The organism is Embleya sp. NPDC059213 (assembly GCF_042754445.1).
Taxonomy (GTDB): domain Bacteria; phylum Actinomycetota; class Actinomycetes; order Streptomycetales; family Streptomycetaceae; genus Embleya.
This window is the reverse complement of sequence record NZ_JBHZAV010000160.1, coordinates 1-21,095: the sequence shown is the minus strand read 5'-3', so window position 1 is coordinate 21,095 and position 21,095 is coordinate 1. Positions and strand designations below refer to the sequence as shown.

At 73.7% G+C, this 21,095-nt stretch carries 3 protein-coding genes; all 3 read right to left on the bottom strand.

Annotated features, from left to right (window positions below; translation table 11 throughout):
• Positions 1-1,832 (bottom strand): type I polyketide synthase (locus ACFXMF_RS37160; RefSeq protein WP_380021004.1); only part of this gene is annotated, 1,832 nt, incomplete at its 3' end.
• Between the two features lie 105 nt (positions 1,833-1,937).
• A complete protein-coding gene (locus ACFXMF_RS37155) occupies positions 1,938-11,513 on the bottom strand; it encodes a type I polyketide synthase (protein WP_380017870.1) in 9,576 nt (3,191 codons plus the stop codon).
• Positions 11,514-11,583: 70 nt separating this feature from the next.
• Positions 11,584-21,095, bottom strand: a 9,512-nt coding sequence (locus ACFXMF_RS37150; RefSeq protein WP_380017869.1) for an SDR family NAD(P)-dependent oxidoreductase, incomplete at its 5' end; no start/stop codon positions are given.

Here is a 21,095-nt window from a genome sequence, read left to right as displayed (position 1 = left end):
GCAAGAGCCGCCTCACACTCGGCAATCCGCCCCGCGAACACCGGCGACGAATCCACCAGTTCCGCAGCCATCCCCAACCACTGCGAACCCTGACCAGGAAAGACGAAGACCGTCCGACCCGAAGACCGCACCGCGCCCGAAACCACACCCGACCCGGACTCCCCGGCGGCCAACATCGCCAACCCGGACGACAACTCCGCACGACCCGAGGCCAGTACCACCCCCCGGTGATCCAACGCCGCACGTGACGCGACCAGCGCCGACGCCACGGCGGCCGGATCCGACTCCTCGTGTGCCGTGACGAATTCGGCCAGCCGAGCCGCCTGTGCCCGCAGCGCGTCCGCCGACTTGGCCGAGATCACGAACGGCAGCGCGACTCGCGGTGACGTCTCGGGTGTCCCCTCCCCCGCCGGGCCCGCCGGGGCCTCCGGCACCGCCGCGTCCGGGGCCTGCTCGATGATCACGTGCGCGTTCGTACCGCTGATCCCGAACGAGGAGACCGCCGCCCGGCGCGGTCGGTCGACCACGGGCCACTCCCGCGCCCGGGTCAACAACTCCACCGCGCCCGCCGACCAGTCGATCCGGGTCGAGCGCTCTTCGGCGTGCAGGGTCTTCGGCAGGGTGCCGGCCCGGATGGCCAGGACGGTCTTGATCAGTCCCGCGACGCCGGCCGCCGCGCCGGTGTGCCCGATGTTCGACTTCACCGAGCCCAGCCACAGCGGGTGGTCGGCGGCGCGACCTCGGCCGTAGGTGGCAAGCAGCGCCTGCGCCTCGATCGGGTCGCCGAGCCGGGTCCCGGTCCCGTGCGCCTCGACCGCGTCGACATCGGCGGCCGACAGACCGGCGTTGGCCAACGCGAGCCGAATGACCCGCTGTTGCGAGGGACCGTTGGGCGCGGTCAGGCCGTTGCTGGCGCCGTCCTGGTTGACCGCGCTGCCGCGGACCACCGCGAGCACCTTGTGGCCGGCCCGCCGGGCATCGGCCAGTCGCTCGACCACGAGCACGCCGACGCCGTCGGCGAGGCCCATGCCGTCGGCCGAGTCCGCGAACGCCTTGCAGCGGCCGTCCTCGGCCAATCCGTGCTGGGCGCTGAAGCCGAGGAACTGGCCGGGGGACGACAACACCGTGACTCCGCCGACCAGGGCCAGCGAGCACTCGTCGGTGCGCAGCGCCTGTACGGCCAGGTGCAGCGCCACCAGCGAGGACGAGCAGGCGGTGTCCACGGTCACCGCGGGGCCTTCGAGCCCGTACAGGTAGGACAGGCGGCCGGAGATCACGGCCGCGGCGGTGCCGGTGGTCAGGTGTCCCGCGTACTCGTCGGGCACCCGACCGGCCGTCCAGCCGTAGTCCAGGTTGTTGGTGCCGATGAATACGCCGGCCCGGCTGCCGCGCAGCGCGGCCGGCACCATCCCGGCGTGCTCGAACGCCTCCCACGAGGTCTCCAGCAACAGTCGTTGCTGCGGGTCCATCGCGACGGCCTCGCGCGGGGAGATGCCGAAGAAGTCGGCGTCGAAACCCGCCACGTCCCGGATGAAGCCACCGGAGGCGGCATACGTGGTCCCGGGGTGGTCCGGGTCGGGGTGGTAGAGCCGGTCCAGGTCCCAGCCGCGGTCCCGGGGCAGCGGGCCGATCGCGTCCTCGCCGCGGTCGACCAGATTCCACAGATCCTGCGGGGAGGCGACACCGCCGGGAAAACGGCAGGCCATGCCGACGATCGCCACCGGTTCGGTGGACACCGCCGCCGCCTCGAACGCCTCGATCCGCTGCTGGGCGTCGTGCAGTTCGGCCGTGGCCCACTTCAGATACTCGCGAAGGGTCTCTTCATTGGCCACGGCAGTCCTCCGGTGCTGGGGTCGCGGTGTTCGTGGGGCCGAATCGGGTCGTGGCGGGCGGCCGACCGGGGGTCATGGCGTGCGCCCGGCCTGGGGTCGTGGCGTTCATCCGGTCGGGGTGCCGCGTCGGAGCCGGGTGTTGATGAAGGCCAACATCTCGTCGTCCGAGGCCGCTTCGAGTTCCTCGGCGACGCTGCGCGCGGCGGACGCCTCGGTGCCGTTGTTCGAACCGGGCGCGTCGGTCGAGCCGTTCGTCCCGGTCCAGCCGGCGAGCAGGGTGCGAAGGCGTTTGGCGATGCCGGCACGGTCGGTGTCGCCGACCGTGGCCGCGGCCAGTTTGGAGGCCAGCCGGTCGAGTTCGGCGTGTACGAAGGCGGCGCCGACCAGCCCGTCCTCCAGGAGTTCGCCGATCAGTACGTCCACCAGGGCGAGCGGGGTCGGGTGGTCGAACAGCAGCGTGGCCGGCAGGTCGAGGCCGGTGAGGCGGTTCAGTCGGTTGCGCAGGTCGACGGCGGTGATGGACTCGAAGCCGAGTTCGCTGAAGGCCCGTTCGGGCCGGATTTCCTCGACGCCGTCGTGGCCCAGGGCCGCGGCCGTGTGGGCGCGGACCAGGTCCAGGAGCCGACGCTCGCGTTCCGGGGCGGACGACTCGGCCAGTTCGCGGCGCAGCTCGTCGGCCGTGTCGGCGGCGGCGCGCGCCTCCTCGTGGAGCGTGGCGAGCGCGGCGCGGGCCTCGGGGAGGGTGTCGAGCAGCGGACCGGGTCGCCGGGCGGTGAAGGCACCGGTGAAGACCGGCCAGTCGACGTCGGCGACGGTCACGCAGGTGTCGTCGTGGTCGAGTGCCCGAAGCAGTGCCGCCCACGCGAGGTCGGGGTCGAGCAGGCGCAGGCCGCCCAGACCGATCCGGCGGATGGCGCGGGCCGCTTCGGGGGTGTCGGCCAAGTCCGCGTCGGCCGTCGGGTCCCAGACCGACCAGGCCACGGACAGGGCGTGTCGGCCGTCGGCGCGGTGCCGGCGGGCAAGGGCGTCGAGGTGGGCGTCGGCCGCCGCGTAGGCGCCGTGCTCGCCGCTGCCCCAGAAGCCGGCGACGGACGAGAAGTACACGACGGTCCGCAACTCGTCCGTGTCCGACAACTCGTCCAGGAGGCGGGCGCTGTCGACTTTGCCGGCCAGGACCTCGGCCACGGCATCGGCATCGGTGTCGAGCAGCGGGGCCAGGCCCGGGTCGCCGGCCGTGTGGATCAGGTCGGTGATCCGCAGCCCGGCGGCGGCGAATCGGGCCGGCAGGGCGGCTGCCTCCTGCCGGTCGGCCAGGTCGCAGTCGACGAAGGTGAACCGGGTGCCCGCGAGGTCGGCTTCGAGGCGGGCGGCGGCGTCGGGCGCGATCCGGCCGACCAGGACCAGGTGTTCGGCTCCGCGTTCGACCAGCCCTCGGGCGATCCGGATCTGCATCGGGCCGGTGTCGCCGGTGATCAGCACGGTGCCGGACGGCCGCCAGTCCCGGACGGGTTCGGCCGTACGCAGCGGTGCCCGCACCATCCGACGCACCCGGATCCCGCCCGACCGGATGGCGAGTTGGTCCTCGTGCGCCGCGTTGCCGAGGGCCCGACGCAGCCGGTCCGCTTCGGGGCCGGCGAGCCGGTCCGGCAGATCGATCAAACCGCCCCAGCGGTCCGGCAGTTCCAGTGCCGCGACCCGGCCCAGGCCCCAGATCCGGGCCTGGTCCGGGTCCGGGGGCGCGGCGTCGCCGTCGACGGCGACCGCACCGCGGGTGAGGCACCACAGCCGGGTGTCGGCGGCGAGGTCGGCGGCGGCCTGGACCAGGAGCAGCGTGCCGGTGAGGCCGTCCGGGTTCGCGGTGGCCGGCGGGTGGGCGCCGAGGCCGAGGAAGGACAGGAGGCCGATCGGCCCGGCGCCCTCGGGCAGCGCCTCTTCGAGGTTGCGGGCCAGTTCGGCCCGGGTCGTGTGGGCGGAGTCGACGGTGAGGGTGGTGATGCTCAGGCCGCGTTCGGCCAACGCCGCGATCAGTGCGTCGTGTTGCCCGTTCGGTGCCTGGTCCGCCGGTACGACGGCCAGCCACACGTTGGGGGCGGCCGGATCGGCGGGCAGGTCGGGGGCGGGTTGCCAGGTGTCGCGGTAGCGCCAACCGTCCGCCGTGCGCTGCTCGCGGGCGCGTCGCCGCCACGCGCGCAGGGCGGGCAGTACCGCGGGCCACGGCTGCCCGGCGGGTGCGTCGAGCAGGTCGGCCAGGGCCTGCGGGTCCTGGGTCTCGACCAGTTCCCAGAACCGGGACTCGGTCGGGTCGGCGGCCGGCGCGCCGGACACCCCGGCCGGATCGCGGGCCGCGTCGAGCCAGTAGCGCCGCCGGTGGAACGGGTAGGTCGGCAGGTCGACCACGCCGGGGCGGCCCGCGAAGAAGGTGGGCCAGTCGGGTACCACGCCCAGGACGGCGGCCTCGCCGACCGAGAGCAGGAATCGGGCGAGATCGCCCCGGTCGCGGCGCAGGCTGCCGATCACCGCAGGGGCGAGCCCCAGGGCCGCCGCCGTCTCCTCGATCGGGGTGACCAGGGTGGGATGCGGGCCCACCTCGACGAACGCGTCGTAGCCCTGCTCCAGCAGGCCGCGCACGGTCTCCTCGAAGCGCACGGTGTGCCGCAGGTTGCCGTACCAGTACTCGGCGTTCAACTCGGCGGTGTCCACCGGGGCGCCGGTCACCGTGGAGTGGAACGGCACTCGGCCGGTGACCGGCGCGATGTCGGCCAGGTCGGTGCGGAGCCGATCGCGGATCTCCTCGACGTGGGCCGAGTGGGAGGCGTAGCTCACCGGGAGGACGCGCCCGCGTTCGGCCGCCGCGGCCAGGGCCCGTACCGCGTCGGGTTCGCCGGAGACGACGACCTGACCGGGGCCGTTGACCGCCGCGAGGGACAACCGGCCGTCGAGCGCGCCGATCCGCGCGGTCGCCTCGGCCTCCGACATGGCGACGGACGCCATCAGACCGCGGTCGGACAGGGCGAGGAGCGCCTTGCTGCGCAGTGCGACGATCCTGGCGCCGTCGTCGAGGGTCAAGGCGCCGGCGACGCAGGCCGCCGCGATCTCGCCCTGCGAGTGGCCGACCACGGCCGCGGGCCGCACGCCGTGGGCACGCCAGAGTTCGGCGAGCGAGACCATCACGGCCCACAGCGCGGGCTGCACCACGTCCACTCGTTCCAGCGCGGTGCCTGCGGGGTCGCGCAGTACCTCGGTCAACGACCAGTCGACCCAGCGCTCCAGCGCCGCCTCGCACCGCTCGATGTGTTCGGCGAACAGGGGTGCCTGGTCCAGCAGTTCGGCGGCCATGCCGGCCCATTGCGAGCCCTGGCCGGGGAAGACGAAGACGATGCGGTCGCGGGTGGGGCCGCTGCCCTCGGCGACACCCGGGCGGGCCTCGCCACCGGCGAGTCCGTCCAGCGCGTGCCGCAGGCCGTCGCGGTCCCGAGCCACGGCGACCGCGCGGTGGGCGAGCCGGGTCCGCGTCGTGGCCAGCGAGAAGGAGAGGTCGGCCGGGTCGAGTTCGGGGTGCCGCGCGAGGTGGGCGCGGAGCCGATCGGCGACGGTGCGCAGGTCGCGTTCGGTGCCGGCGGACAACAGGAACGGCAGCGGGGCGCCCGGGGGCTCGTCCGCGCCGGTGCCCGGGGGCACCCGCTCGGGGTGGACCTGCTCGGGGTGGACCTGCTCGGGCTGTGTCGGCTCGGCGTCCGTCGGCTCCGTGGGCGCCTGTTCCACGATCACGTGCGCGTTGGTGCCGCTGATCCCGAACGAGGAGACGCCGGCCCGGCGTGGTCGGCCGGTGTCCGGCCAGGGTGTCTGCTCCGTCAGCAGTTCGACCGCGCCGCCCGACCAGTCGATGTGCGGTGAGGGCGCGTCGACGTGCAGCGTCTTGGGCAGCACTCCGTGCCGCAGCGCCATGACCGTCTTCATCATGCCCGCCATGCCGGCCGCCGCCGCCGCGTGGCCGAGGTTGGACTTCACCGAACCGAGCCACAGCGGCCGACCCGCGGGCCGGTCGCGGCCGTAGGTGGCGATCAGTGCCTGGGCCTCGATCGGGTCGCCCAACGTGGTGCCGGTACCGTGCGCCTCCACCGCGTCCACCTGATCGGGCGTCAGACCGGCGTCGGCCAGGGCGAGTCGGATGACCCGCTGCTGCGAGGGGCCGTTCGGCGAGCTGAGCCCGTTGCTGGCGCCGTCCTGGTTGATCGCGCTGCCGCGCACCAGCGCCCACACCCGGTGTCCGTTGCGCCGGGCGTCGGAGAGCCGTTCGAGCAGCAGTACGCCGGCGCCCTCGGACCAGCCGGTGCCGTCCGCCCCGGCGGCGAACGCCTTGCAGCGGCCGTCCCCGGCCAGTCCGCGCTGGCGGCTGAACTCGACGAAGCCCGCCGGGATCGCCATCACCGCGACGCCGCCGGCGAGCGCGGTCTCGCATTCGCCGCGCCGGAGCGCCTGAACCGCGAGGTGCAATGCCACCAGCGAGGACGAGCACGCGGTGTCCACGGTCACCGCCGGGCCCTCCAGCCCGAAGGTGTAGGCCGGCCGGCCGGACAGCACGCTGCCCGCGCTGCCGGTGAGCGCGTAGCCCTCCGCGCCGTCCGGGCCGCGTGCGCCGCTTCCGTAGCCCGAGGGCGAGCCGCCGACGAACACGCCGGTGGGGCTGCCCCGGAACGCGGCCGGGTCCAGTCCGGCCCGTTCGAACGCCTCCCAGACGGTCTCCAGCAACAGTCGCTGCTGCGGGTCCATCGCCAGCGCCTCGCGCGGGGAGATCCCGAAGAAGCCGGGGTCGAACTCGGCCGCGCCGGGCAGAAAGCCGCCGTGCCGGGTGTACGAGGTACCGGGATGGTCGGGGTCCGGGTGGTAGAGGCGGTCGAGGTCCCAGCCCCGGTCGTCCGGGAAGGGCCCGATCGCGTCGCCGCCGTCGGCCAGCAGCCGCCACAGGTCCTCGGGCGAGTCGATGCCGCCGGGGAAGCGGCAGGCCATGCCCACGATCGCGATCGGCTCGTCCGACGCGGCCCGGCCGGCGGTCGGCGCCATCTCGACGGGCCGGTCCTCCCCCGCCAGTTCGTCGCACAGGTGCGCGGCCAGGGCCGCCGATGTCGGGTGGTCGAAGACGGCGGTGACGGCCAGCGGGAAGCCGATCAACGCGCCGAGTCGGTCGCGCAGTTCGACCGCGGTGAGCGAGTCGAAGCCCAGGTCGCGGAAGGCGCGGTCGCTGTCGACGGCCTGCGCGGAGGCATGCCCGAGCACCTGCGCGACCTGGGTGCGCACCGCGTCGAGCGCGAGCGCGGGCCGGTCGGCGGGCAGGGCCGCGGCGAGCCGGCGGCCGAGTTCGGAGTCCGCCGCGCTCCCGGGCCCGCCGTCCCGCGCCGACTGCTCGACGCCGGCGCCGAGTTCGCTCAGGAGCGGGCTGGGTCGCATCGCGGTGAAGGCGGCCGTGAACCGCTGCCAGTCCACGTCCGCGACCGTCACCGTCGCCGCGCGGCTCCCGGCGGCGCGGGCGAGCGCGGCCAGGCCGGCGTCCGGGTCGAGCACGTGCAGGCCGCGTCGGGCCAGCCGTTCCGCGTCGTGCTCCCCGCCGACCATGCCGTGTCCGGCCCAGGGCCCCCAGGCGATCGAGGTCGCGGCCAGTCCCCGGCTGCGGCGCTGCTCGGCCAGCGCGTCCAGGGTCGCGTTCGCCGCGGCGTACACGCCCTGCACGCCGCCGCCCCAGGTGCCGGCGACGGAGGAGAACAGCACGAACGCGTCCAACTCCCGTGCACCCAGCACCGCATCGAGGTTGGCGGCGCCGACTGCCTTGCCCGCGAGGATGTCCGCACAGGTGCCCGGGTCGGTGTCCAGGACGGCACGGTCCTGGGCGAGCCCCGCGGTGTGCACGACGGCCCGGATCGGCTCGCCGTCGGCGTCCAGATCGGCGACGAGCCGGGCCACGGCGGCCCGGTCGGCGAGGTCGCAGGACACCACGGTCGTCCGCGCGCCCAGCGTGGCGAGTTCGGCGGTGAGGTCGGACACACCGGGGGTGTCCGGGCCTCGCCGGCCGACCAACACCAGCTCGTCCGCGCCGCGTTCGGCGGCCCACCGGGCCACCAGGGCGCCGAGCCCGCTGGTGCCGCCGGTGATCAGGATCCGACCGGCGGGTCGCCACTCGGCGTGGTCGCCGACCGCCCGCGCCGCGGCCAACCGCCGTACCCGCACCCCGGCGGCGCGCACCGCGACCTGGTCCTCGCTGCCGTCGGCGATCATCGCCGCGGTCCGGGCCCAGGCCGGCTCGTCGAGAGTGTCCGGCAGGTCGAGCAGGCCGCCCCACAGCGTGGGATGCTCCAAGGCGACGGTGCGGCCCAGGCCCCAGATCCCGGCCTGGTCGACGTGCCGCGGCGGATCCGACGGGCCGGTGCTCACCGCGCCCCGGGTGAGGCACCACATCCGCACCCGACCGTCCAGGCCGAGGTCGCACAGCGCCTGAACGAGGGCGAGGGTGCCGGACACGCCGAAGCCCGGCTCGGAAGTACCGGCATCGTCCGCCGATTCCCGGCTCGGGAGCAAGACGACACCGGTGAGATCGGCGTACTCGCCCAGCCTCGCCGCCAGCGCCGCCCGATTCCACCCGTCGGCCTCGACGATCAGGTGTTCGACGTGCGCGCCCCGGTCGGCCAACGCCTGCCCACCGGCCACGGCCGGCGCCGGGTCGTCCGCGCGGGACGAGATCAGCAGCCAGGTGCCGATCGCTCGGGCACCGGGCGGTTCGGCGAGCGGTTGCCAACGCACCGTGTACCGCAGATGCGCCCCGGCGTCGACGTCGGCGGCGGCCGGGCGGGCGCCCCCGGTGCGCACGGGCGGATGTTCGGTCGCCAGCCAGTAGTGCCGCCGCTGGAAGGCGAAGGTCGGCAGTTCCACCCGCCGGCCGCCGTGCGCGGCGAGCATGCCGGACCAGTCGACGGGGATGCCGGCGGTGTGCAGCGTGGCCAGCGCACCGATCGTGGTCCGCGACTCGGGGCGGTCCCGGCGCAGGAACGGCACGACGGTGGCCTCCGCCTGCGGGTCGGTGTTCTCCCGCGCCATCGCGCCGGCCACCGCGTCCGGGCCGATCTCCGCGAACGCCGTGACCCCCTCGGCGATCAGCGAGGTGATCCCGTCGGCGAAGCGGACCGGCTCGCGCACCTGGCGCACCCAGTACTCGGGGTCGGTCAACTCGGCGGCATCGGCGATCCTGCCGGTGAGGTCGCAGACCAGCGGAATCCGCGGTGCCGCGTACGAGACGCCCTGAAGTACCGTCCGGAACTCGGCCGCCATCGGCTCCATCCGGGCCGAATGGAAGGCATGGCTGACGGTCAGCCGCTTGGTCCGGCGACCCTGCTCGGCGAAGTGCGCGGCGACCGCCGCCACCGCGTCCTCGTCACCCGAGACCACCACCGACGTGGGTCCGTTGATCGCCGCGATGTCGGCGCGGTCGTGGTTCTTGAGCACGATCCGGACCTCGGCCTCGGCGGCCTGGACCGCGACCATCGCCCCGCCCTTCGGGAGCGCCTGCATCAACCGGCCCCGGGCGGCCACCACCACGGCCGCGTCCTCCGCCGACCACACCCCCGCCACATGCGCGGCGGCCAGTTCGCCGATCGAGTGCCCGAGCAGGAACCCCGGCCGCACACCGAACGATTCGACCAACCGGAACAGCGCCACCTCCACCGCGAACAAACCCGCCTGGGTGAACACCGTCTCGTCCAACAAACCCTCGGTACCCGCCACCCCGAACACCACATCCCGCACCGAATGCGCGACATGACCGCTCAGTTCCCGGTCCAGCCCGGCCACGGCGGCGTCGAACGCCTCGGCGAAGACCGGGTACTCCGCGTGGAGTTCCGCCCCCATCCCGACCCGCTGACTGCCCTGCCCGCCGAACAACAACGCCAGGCGGCCGTCGGGACGCACACTGCCCCGCCGGACACCGGGATCACCGGCGCCCTCGGCCAAGGCGCCCAGTCCGGCCAGGAGTTCCGCGCGGTCGCCGCCCAGGACGGCGCCGCGGACGTCCAGCGCCGAGCGGGTCGCGGCGAGCGAGTAGGCCAGATCGAGCGGGGTGAGATCGGGGTGCGCCGCGATGTGGTCCAGCAGCCGGCGGGCCTGGGCGCGCAGCCCGGGTTCGGAACGGGCGGAGAGCAGCCAGGGGATGAGGCCGTGCCCCGGGGTGGCCTCGGATGTCGCCGCCGCGGCCTGGTGCGCGAACTCGCCGTCGCCCTCGCCTTCGCCACGGGGCTCCCCCACGATCGTTGCGGGCTGCTCGATGACGACGTGTGCGTTCGTACCGCTGATACCGAAGGAGGACACCGCGGCGCGGCGCGGACGGCCGGTCTCCGGCCAGGGGCGTGCCTCGGTGAGCAGTTCCACCGCACCGGCCGACCAGTCCACGTGCGGCGTCGGCGCGTCCACGTGCAGGGTCCTGGGCAGGATGCCGTGCCGCATCGCCATGACCATCTTGATCACCCCCGCCACCCCCGAAGCGGCGGCCGAGTGGCCCAGGTTGGACTTGAGCGCACCGAGCCACAGCGGCTGCTCCGGGTCGCGGTCCCGACCGTAGGTGGCCAGGAGCGCCTGCGCCTCGATCGGGTCGCCGAGCGAGGTACCGGTACCGTGCGCCTCGACCGCGTCGACCTGGTCCGCCGTCAGCCGGGCGTTCTCCAGCGCCTGCCGGATCACCCGCTGCTGCGACGGGCCGCTCGGGGCGGTCAGTCCGCTGCTGGTCCCGTCCTGGTTGACCGCGCTGCCGCGCAACACGGCGAGCACCTGGTGGCCGTTGCGTCGCGCGTCGGCCAACCGTTCGAGCAGGACGATGCCCACACCCTCGGACCAGCCCGTGCCGTCGGCGGCGGCGGCGAACGCCTTGCAGCGGCCGTCGGGCGCCAGGCCGCGCTGGCGGCTGAACTCGACGAACAGCGCCGGGTCCGACATCACGGTGACCCCGCCGGCCAGCGCGAACGAGCACTCGTCCTGCCGCAGGGCCTGTGCGGCCAGGTGCAGTGCGACGAGCGACGACGAGCACGCGGTGTCCACGGTGACCGCCGGGCCCTCGAACCCGTAGGTGTAGGACAGCCGCCCGGACAGCACACTGGCGACGTTCCCGGTCATCGAGTAGCCCTCGACGGCCTGCGGCAGATCGCTCAGATTCTCGATGTAGCGGGTCGCGCCGGCCCCGACGAAGACCCCGGTCCGGCTGCTCCGCAACGCGGCCGGGTCGATCCCGGCCCGCTCGAACGCCTCCCACGAGGTCTCCAACAGCAACCGCTGCTGCGGATCCATCGCCAGTGCCTCGCGCGGCGAGATGCCGAAGAACTCGGCGTCGAAGTCGGCCGCGTCGTGCACGAAACCGGCCTGGCGCACATAGCTCCTGCCGGTCGCGTTCGGGTCCGGGTCGTAGAGCCCCTCGACGTCCCAGCCCCGATCGGTGGGAAAGTCCGAGATGACGTCGGCACCGGCCGCCACCAACCGCCACAGGTCCTCGGGCGAGCGCACCCCACCGGGAAAGCGGCAGGACATGGCCACGATGGCGATCGGTTCCCGGCCGCGCGCCTCGACGGCGCTCAGGCGCCGCCGGGTCTGCTGGAGTTCCTCGGCCACGCGCTTGAGGTAGGCGCGGAGTTTCTGCTCGGTGTCGCTGGCGTTCATCGTCCACGCTTTCCAGAAGGCAGAGGGGTCCGGATCGGTCGCCGGCCGACGGGTGCGGCCGGCCATGGGGTCAGTCGAGCCCCAACTCCTTGTCGAGCAGGCTGAACATCTCGTCGTCGGTCACGGCGTCGAAGCCACCCGGCCGGTCGTCGCCGTCGGCGCCGGCCGCCGCCTCGTCCGGGGTCTCCTCGAACCGCCACAGCAGCGCCTGCAGCCGGCGCAGGACGGCGGCCCGGTCGTCGCCCGCCGCGGGCAACGAGCCGGTGAGCGCCGCTTCGAGCCGGTCGATCTCGCCGAGCAGCGGTGCCGCGGCCGCCTCGCGCACCGGCTCCAGCCCCTCCAGCAGGTATCGGGCAAGTGCCAGCGGGGTCGGGCAGTCGAAGATCACCGTGGCGGGCAACCGCAGTCCGGTGTCGGCCCCGAGTCGATTGCGCAGCTCGACCGCGGTCAGGGAGTCGAAGCCGGACTCCATGAAGCCGCGTTCGGACGAGACCGCGTCCATCGAGGCGTGCCCGAGCACCGCGGCGCAGTGTCGGCGGACGAGGTCGACCAGGATGCGCTCCTGCTCCGTCTCGGACTGCCCCGCCAACTGCCGGGCGAGCGTGCCCTCCCCGGACGCGGCGGACGCGGCGGCCCGACGCAACGGCGCGCGTACCAGGCCGTGCAGGGGTGCGGGCAGGTCCCCCGACTCGGCCGCCCGGCGCAGTGCGCCGAGGTCGAAGCGCACCGCGGCGGGGTTCGCCTCGGCGAGGTTCAGCGCCGTGTCCAGCAGGGCGAGGCCCTGTTCGGCCGTCATCGCGGCGATGCCGGAGCGGCGCATCCGGGCCAGGTCCTGCCGACCGAGTTGCCCGGTCATGGCACTGGTCTCGGCCCACAGTCCCCAGGCCACGGAGCTGCCGGGCAGACCCGCCGCCTGCCTGCGGGCGGCGAACGCGTCCAGGAAGGTGTTCGCAGCCGCGTAGTTGGCCTGCCCGGGACCGCCCAGGAGTCCGGCGATGGAGGAGAAGAGTACGAAGGCGGAGAGGTCGTGGCCGGCGGTCAGTTCGTGCAGGTTGATCGCACCGTCGACCTTGGACCGCAGTACACGTTCCAGTTGCTCGGGGGTCATCGACTCGATCAGGCCGTCGTCCAGGACCCCGGTCGCGTGCACGACACCGGTCAGCGGCGCACCCGCGGGAATCCGCGCCAACACACCGGCCAGGGCCTGCCGATCCGCCGCGTCACACGCCTCGACCACCACCTCGGCACCCGACGACGTCAACTCCGCGACCAGCGCGCCCACCCCCGGGGCGTCCGAACCCCGACGACTGGCCAACACCAGACTCCGCACCCCGTGTTCGACCACCAGATGGCGAGCCACCAGACCACCCAACGTGCCCGTCCCACCGGTGATCAACACCGTGCCGAACGGGTCGAGCGGCACCGGCATCCGCAACACCAACTTGCCCGTGTGCCGCGCCTGCGACATGAACCGGAACGCCTCCGGCGCCCGCCGCACATCGAACGACCGCACCGGGACCGGCACCAACACACCCGACCCGAACAGCGGCATCAGCGCGTCGAAGAGCACTCGAATGTGCTCCGGGGCAACCGTCATCAGGTCGTACGGGCGGTATCCGATGCCCGGGTGGTCGGTGCGCACCACATCGGGGTCGCGTAGATCGGTCTTGCCCATCTCCAACAACCGGCCGCCGTCGGCCAACAACCGCAACGACGCGTCCACGAACTCGCCCGCAAGCGAGTTCAACACCACATCCACACCACGACCACCGGTCGCCGCACGGAACCGCTCCTCGAAGCCCAGAGTCCGCGACGAGGCGATATGCGCATCGTCCAGGCCCAAGGCCCGCAACGCGTCCCACTTGCCCTCACTCGCCGTCGCGAACACCTCGGCACCCAGATGACGCGCGATCTGCACCGCCGCCATCCCCACACCACCCGCACCCGCATGCACCAACACCGACTCACCGGGCCGCAACCCGGCCAACTCCACCAGCCCGTAATACGCCGTCAGGAACACCACCGGCACCGACGCCGCCTGCTCGAACGACCACCCCGGCGGCAGCTTCGTCACCATCCGGTGGTCGGCCACGGCGTGTGGCCCGAACGCATCCGGGAAGAGCCCGAACACATGGTCACCGACCGCGAGTTCGGCAACCGCCGCGCCCACTTCGGTGATCACCCCGGCGCCTTCGCCACCCATGGACGCGGCACCCGGGTACACGCCCAGGGCGATCAGCACGTCCCGGAAGTTCAGGCCCGCCGCCCGGATCGCGATCCGGATGTCGTGTTCGCCGAGCGGCCGTTGGGCCGTGTCGCCGTTCGCGAGGAGGGCCAGGCCCTCCAGGGTGCCCGTGCCCGTGCTCCCCAGGGCCCAGTCGCCGCCCGGCGGCACCAGGGCGGCGCCGTCGCGGCCGTCCGTACCGGTCCGGGCCAGTCGCGGCGCCAGTGCCTGTCCGGCGCGCAGCGCCAACTGCGGTTCGCCGCTGTGCAGCGCGGCCCGAAGCAGCAGGGTGGACTCCGGACTGTCGTCCGTGTCCACCAGTACCAACCTGCCGAAGTGCTCGCTCTGGGCCGAGCGGAGCAGGCCCCACACGGGAGCATGGGCGAGATCCGGGACCGCGTCGCCGGTCGTCGCGGCCACCGCGCCGTGGGTCAGCACGACCAGCGGCTCCGGAGCGTCCGTGTCCGCGAGGTACTCCTGAACTCGGGCCAGCACGGCGGCGGTCGTCGCCGACACCGTGTCCGCGAGCGCGTCGCCGCCCTCGGTCGCGGCAGCCGTGCAGTCGAGCACGGTCGGCTCGCCCGCGTCCGGGGAACCGGCGGGCCCGCCGTTCACGTCGACCGGCATCCAGCCCATCCGGTACAGGGCGCCCGCCGTGTCGTCGCGCATCGCGTCGCCGAGTTGCTCCGGCGAGATACCGCGCAGCGCCAACTCCCCCACCACGAACACCGGTCGGCCCGTGCCGTCGGCGGCCCGGATCGCGAGGCGCTCGGGGCCGGTGACGGACAACCGCAGGCGCAGCGTCGAGGCACCGGCGGCCAGGAGCACCACGTCGTTCCAGGCGAACGGCAGCCGGACGAGCCCGTCCTCGACACCCGCTTCGGTGAGTTTCGCGGCGTGCAGGGCCGCATCGAGCAGTGCCGGGTGCAGCCCGAAACGACCTGCGGACTCGACGAGTTCGTCCGGGAGTGTCACCTCGGCGTACACCTCGTCACCGAGCCGCCAGGCGGCCCGCAGCCCGCGGAACGCGGGCCCGTAGCCGTATCCGCCCTCGGCCAGGTGCGGGTAGAACCCGTCCAGGTCCACGGGCCGGGCGCCGGCCGGCGGCCACGCGACCAGGTCGAAGTCGAGCGCGAGCGAGTCGCGGTCCGGGTCCGTCGCCGCGGCCAGCGTGCCGGTGGCGTGTCGGGTCCAGTCGGCCCCACTGTCGGGATCGGCGTCCGCGACGTCCTCCGGTCGGGAGTACAACTCGACGCTGCGCCGGCCGTCGCCCCGGTCGTCCCCGATCGCGACCTGGATCTGCACGCCCGCCCGTTCGGGCAACACCAGCGGCGCCTCCAGGGTCAGCTCGGCGACCCGGGAGCAGCCGACGAGGTCGGCGGCGTGCACGGCCAGTTCGGCGAGCGCCGAGCCGGGCAGGAGCACGGTCCCGGCGACCGCGTGATCGGCGAGCCAGGGGTGGGTGCGCAGCGACAACCGCCCGGTGAGCACGACGTGATCGGTTCCGGCGAGTCGGACCGCCGCCCCGACCAGCGGATGGCGGCCGGAGGCCAAGCCGAGATCCGCGGCGTCCGCGTTCGGGGCCGAGGCACTGTCGAGCCAGTAGCGCCGACGCTGGAAGGCGTACGTCGGCAGTTCCACCGTCGTGGTCGCGCCATCGGAGGTGGTCGCGGCGCCCGAGTCGATGCCCGTCGCCGTCGCCGTGAACAGGGACGACCAGCGCACCGGCACCCCCGCCACGTGCACCACGCCCAGCGCACCGATGGTGGTCTCCACCTCGGGCCGTTCGCGGCGCAGGATCGGCACGGCGGTGAGGTCGGCGCCCGAGTCCAGGACGTCGCGCACCATCGCGGTCAACACGCCTTCCGGGCCGAGTTCGAGGAAGGCCGTGCTGCCCTCGGCGTCGAGCGTCGCCACTCCGTCGGCGAAGCGCACCGCCTCGCGTACCTGCCGCACCCAGTACTCGGGGGTGCGCAGCTCGTCGGGCCGGGCGATCGCACCGGACAGATTGGAGACCAGGGGGATGGCGATCTCTCCGTAGGAGACCGTCGCCAGCACCTTCCGGAACTCCGCCGCCATCGGCTCCATCCGGGCCGAGTGGAACGCGTGGCTCACCTGGAGCCGCCGGGTCTTGTGCCCGGCCTCCGCGAATCGGGCGGCGGCCCGCAACACCGGTCCCTCGTCGCCGGAGAGCACGACCGAGGTCGGGCCGTTGACCGCGGCCACCGTCACCGCGCCGCCCTCGCGCTCGTCGTCCCCGGCCGCGTCGGCCAGGCCGTCCAGCGCTTCCTCCTCGGAGACCGAGACGGCGACCATCGCGCCGCCCGGGGGCAGTTCGTGCATCAGTCGGCCACGCGCGGCGACCACGACGGCGGCGTCCGGCAACGACCACAGGCCCGCGACGTGGGCGGCGGCCAGTTCGCCGATCGAATGGCCCAGCAGGTAGTCGGGCCGCACCCCGAACGACTCGGCGAGCCGGTAGCCGGCCACCTCCAGGGCGAACAGGCCCGCCTGGGTGAAGACCGTCTCGTCCAGGAGGCCCTGCGTGCCGTCCGCGCCGAAGACCACATCGCGCACCGAGTGCGCCGTGTGCCCGGACAGTTGCCGGTCGAGTTCGAACACGACCGCGTCGAACGCCTCGGCGAAGGCCGGGAAGGCGTCGTACAGTTCGCGACCCATGCCGACCCGCTGGCTGCCCTGGCCGGTGAACAGGAACGCGACCCGGCAGTCGGGGCGAGCCGAACCCACCACCAGGCCGGACGCGGGCCAGTCCTCGGCGAGCGCGTCGAGTCCGGCGAGCAGTTCGTCGCGATCCTGCCCGACCACGACGGCGCGCTCTTCGAACACCGCGCGGGAGGTCGCCAGGGCGTGACCGATCTCGGCCGTGCCGAGCGCGCCGTCGGCCCGGACCAGCGCGGCCAGTCGGCCCGCCTGACCGGCGAGGGCTTCCTTCGTACGGGCGGACAACAGCCAGGGCAACACCCCCTCGGGCGCGACCGGTTGCCCGAGATCGCTGTCCGCCCCGCCCTCGCTCGCCGGCACCGGTTCGGGTCCCTGCTCCAGTACGACGTGTGCGTTGGTGCCGCTGGCGCCGAAGGACGACACGCCGGCCCGGCGGGGACGGCCCGTCTGCGGCCACTCGCGGGCCTCGGTCAACAACTCGACCGCACCCGCCGCCCAATCCACATGCGGCGACGGCTCGTCCACGTGCAGCGTCCGCGGCAGTACACCCGCACGCATCGCCATGACCATCTTGATCACACCCGCGACACCCGCCGCGGCCTGCGCATGACCGATATTCGACTTCAACGACCCCAGATACAACGGCTGTTCGTCGGAGCGGTCCCGGCCGTACGTGGCGATGATCGCCTGCGCCTCGATCGGGTCGCCCAGGGTCGTACCGGTGCCGTGCGCCTCCACCGCGTCCACGTCCCGTCGATCGAGGCCCGCGGTGGCCAACGCCTGTTGGATGACCCGCTGTTGGGACGGGCCGTTGGGCGCGGTGAGGCCGTTGCTGGCACCGTCCTGGTTGACCGCGCTGCCGCGCACGACGGCCAGGATGCGGTGGCCGTTGCGGATGGCGTCCGAGCGGCGCTCCACCAGGAGCACGCCGACGCCCTCCGACCAGCCCGTGCCGTCCGCGGTCGCCGAGAACGCCTTGCACCGGCCGTCCGGGGCCATTCCGCGCTGCCGACTGAACTCGACGAACAGTCCCGGGTTGGTCATCACGGTGACGCCGCCGACCAGGGCCATCGAGCATTCGCCGCTGCGCAGCGCCTGGCCGGCCAGGTGCAGGGCCACCAGCGACGAGGAGCAGGCCGTGTCCACGGTCACCGCCGGGCCCTCGAACCCGAAGGTGTAGGAGACCCGACCGGACACCACACTCGCCGACGAGCCGGTGCCGATGTAGCCCTCCACCTCCTCGGGTACCTCGGCGAGGCGGGCCGCGTAGTCGTGGTACATGACGCCGGCGAACACACCGGTCCGGCTGCCGCGCAACGTGGCCGGATCGATGCCCGCGCGCTCGAACACCTCCCACGAGGTCTCCAGCAACAACCGCTGCTGCGGGTCCATCGCCAACGCCTCACGCGGCGAGATCCCGAAGAAGCCGGCGTCGAACTCGGCGGCTTCGTACAGGAATCCGCCCTCGCATGCGTAGCTCTTCCCCGGGGCCGTGGGGTCCGGGTCGTACAGGTTCTCCAGGTCCCAGCCACGATCGTCCGGGAACCCGGCGATCGCGTCCCGGCCGGCCGCGACGAGGTCCCACAGGTCCTCCGGCGAGGCCACCCCGCCCGGATAGCGGCACGCCATCCCGACGATCACCACGGGATCCCCGTCGACCACCACCCCCGCGACCGGCCCCGCCTCGACCGCGACGGCACCCACCAACTCGGCCCGCAGATAACCCGCGATCGCCGCCGGAGTCGGATAGTCGAACACCAACGTGGCCGGCAACCGCAGACCCGTCGCCGCACCCAACCGGTTCCGCAGATCCACCGCCAACATCGAATCGAACCCGAGATCCTTGAACGCCCGCCCGGCGCCCACCACCTCACCCGACTCGTGACCCAACACGCCGGCGGCGACCCCGCGCACCAACTCGACCAGCTCGCGTTCCTGTTCGGCGGGCGGCAGCGCCGCGATGCGCCGAGCGAGGGCGCTGCTCTCCCGGTCGTCTCCCGCCGCAGGCAGGTCGATCCGGCGCTTGGCCGCCCGAACCAGGCCGCCGAGCATCGACGGCAACCGCCCGGCGGCGGCTCCGCTGCGCAGCGCCGCGGCGTCGAGACGGATCGGTACGGTCAGGGCCGGGGTGGTCGGAGCGAGGGCGGCGTCGAAGAGTGCGAGCCCCTGCTCCTCGGTGAGCGGCACGATTCCCGTCCGAGCCAGGCGGGCCGTGTCGCCGTCGTCCAGGTGCCCGGTCATCCCGCTGGCCGTCGCCCAGAAGCCCCAGGCCATCGAGGTGGCGGGGAGCCCGTCCGCCCGGCGGATGTGCGCGAGGGCGTCGAGATACGTGTTCGCCGCCGCGTAGTTCGCCTGCCCGGGACCGCCGAGGATGCCCGACGCCGAGGAGAAGAGCACGAAGGCGGAGAGGTCGAGATCGCGGGTCAACTCGTGCAGGTTGACCGCACCGTCCACCTTGGACCGCAACACGGTGTGCAACCGCTCGTCGGTCAACGCCTCCACCAGGCCGTCGTCCAACAACCCCGCCGCATGCACGACACCGGTCAACGGCCCCTGAACATTCCCCAGCACGCGGGCCAGCGCATCCCGGTCGGCCGCATCACACGCCCGCACCGACACCGACGCACCCAGCGCCGTCAGCTCCTGCCTCAACTCGGCGGCCCCCGGCGCCTGTTCACCCCGACGGCCGAGCAACACCAGACTGCGCACGCCGTGCCGCGCAACCAGATGGCGCGCCACCAAAGCGCCCAACGTGCCCGTACCGCCGGTGATCAGCACCGTGCCGACACCGAACGACGATTCCGCTACGCCCGCCTCGACGACCTGCCGAACCAGACGCGGCACCAACACGGTGCCCCCACGAACCGCGACCTCGCGCTCGCCGCACGCCAAGGCCCCGGACAATCCGGAAACCCAATCCCCGCCCGCCGCATCGCCATCGACGTCGACCAGCGCGAACCGGTCCGGATGCTCCGTCGCCGCCGACCGCACCAGACCCCACACCACCGACGACGCCACATCCGACACCACCGACCCCGACCCGGCCCCCACCGCACCCCGAGTCACCACCACCAGACGCGACCCCACAAAACGCCCGTCACCCAACCACCCCCGCACCACCGACAACACCCCCACCGCAACCGCATGCGCGGCCTCGGCATCCGGGAAGGCCCCGGCCGGGTCGCCGACGCACGAGAGCAGGACGGTCGCGGGAACGGAGCTGCCCGCGTCGAGCGCGGCCGTCAGGGCGGCGAGGTCCGGGTAGCCGGTCGTCGTCGGGTTTGTGCCGGCCGATCCGAACGGATCGCGGCCGAGCACGACAACCTCCGCCGGCGCGTCGGTCGGCTCTGCGGGGGCCGCCGGTACCCACTCGACGGCGTACAGCGGCTCCTTGGCGCCGACCGCGTCGCGCAGTTGCTCCGCGTCGATCGGTCGCAGGGTCAACGCGGCGATCCGAGCGAAGGGGCGACCGTCGGTGTCCGCGAAGGCCAGCGCGACGGTGTCCGCGTCGTGCCGGGTGATCCGTACCCGCGCGGCGGACGCGCCGGTCGCGGACAGGGCGACCCCGCTCCACGAGAACGGCAACCGCAGCCGGCCGTCGTCCGCACCGGGGTGGCCCGCCGTCACGATGGCGTGCAACGCGGCATCCAGCAGCGCCGGATGCAGCCCGAAGCGCGCGGCCTCCTCCCGATGTTCGGCCGGCAGCGCCACCTCGGCGTAGACCTCGTCGCCGAGGTGCCAGACCGAGGTGAGCCCGCGGAACACCGGACCGTACTCGTAGCCACGCGCCGCCAGATCCGGGTAGAACCCGTCCAGGTCCATCGACCGAGCCCCGACCGGGGGCCAGACGCCATCGGCATCGGAGACCTCGACAACGGTGGACGACTCGTCCCGATCCACGAGCCGACCGATCGCGTGGCAGGTCCAGTCCGCCCCGAGGTCCTCATCGCCGGTCCGTGAGTGCACCGACACGGCCCGGCCGCCCGCCGCATCCGGCGCGGACACCACGACCTGGACCACCACGGCCCCCTGCTCGGGGACGGCCAGCGGTGCCTGCAGCGTCAGTTCGTCCACCCGGTCGCACCCGGCCGCCTCCCCGGCCCGTACGGCCAGTTCCACGAACGCCGCGCCAGGCAGCAGCACCGTCCCGGCGACCGTGTGATCGGTCAGCCACGGCTGCGCGGACAACGACAGCCGCCCGGTCAGCACCACGCCACCATCCACGGTCGACACGCAGGCCCCCACCAAGGGGTGCTCGGTGTCCCGCAGCCCCACCGCGCCGAGGTCCCCGCGTACCCCGGGAGGGGCCTGCAACCAGTAACGGCGACGCTGGAAGGCGTAGGTCGGCAGCTCGCCGGCCACGGTGTCCCGAGCGCGGTCGCGATCACCCTCGCCGTCTCCGTCGTGCAGCAGCGGGGCCCAGTCGACCGCGATGCCGTTCACGTGCGCTTCGGCCAGCGCGGCGGTGAAGCGGTCCGGACCGCCCTCACCACGTCGTAGCGTGCCCAGGACGACCGCTTCGGCCTCGGCCGACTCGACCGTGCCCTCCACCGGCGTGGTAAGCACCGGGTGGGCGCTCGCCTCGACGAAGGCGTCGAAGCCCTGCGCCAGCAGCAGCCGCACCGTCTCCTCGAACCGCACGGTCTCGCGCAGGTTGCTGTACCAGTACTCCGCGT

Coding starts and splice junctions, on each gene's coding strand:
- ACFXMF_RS37155 (WP_380017870.1), bottom strand. CDS start 11,513: ATGAACGCCAGCGACACCGAGCAGAAACTCCGCGCCTACCTCAAGCGC.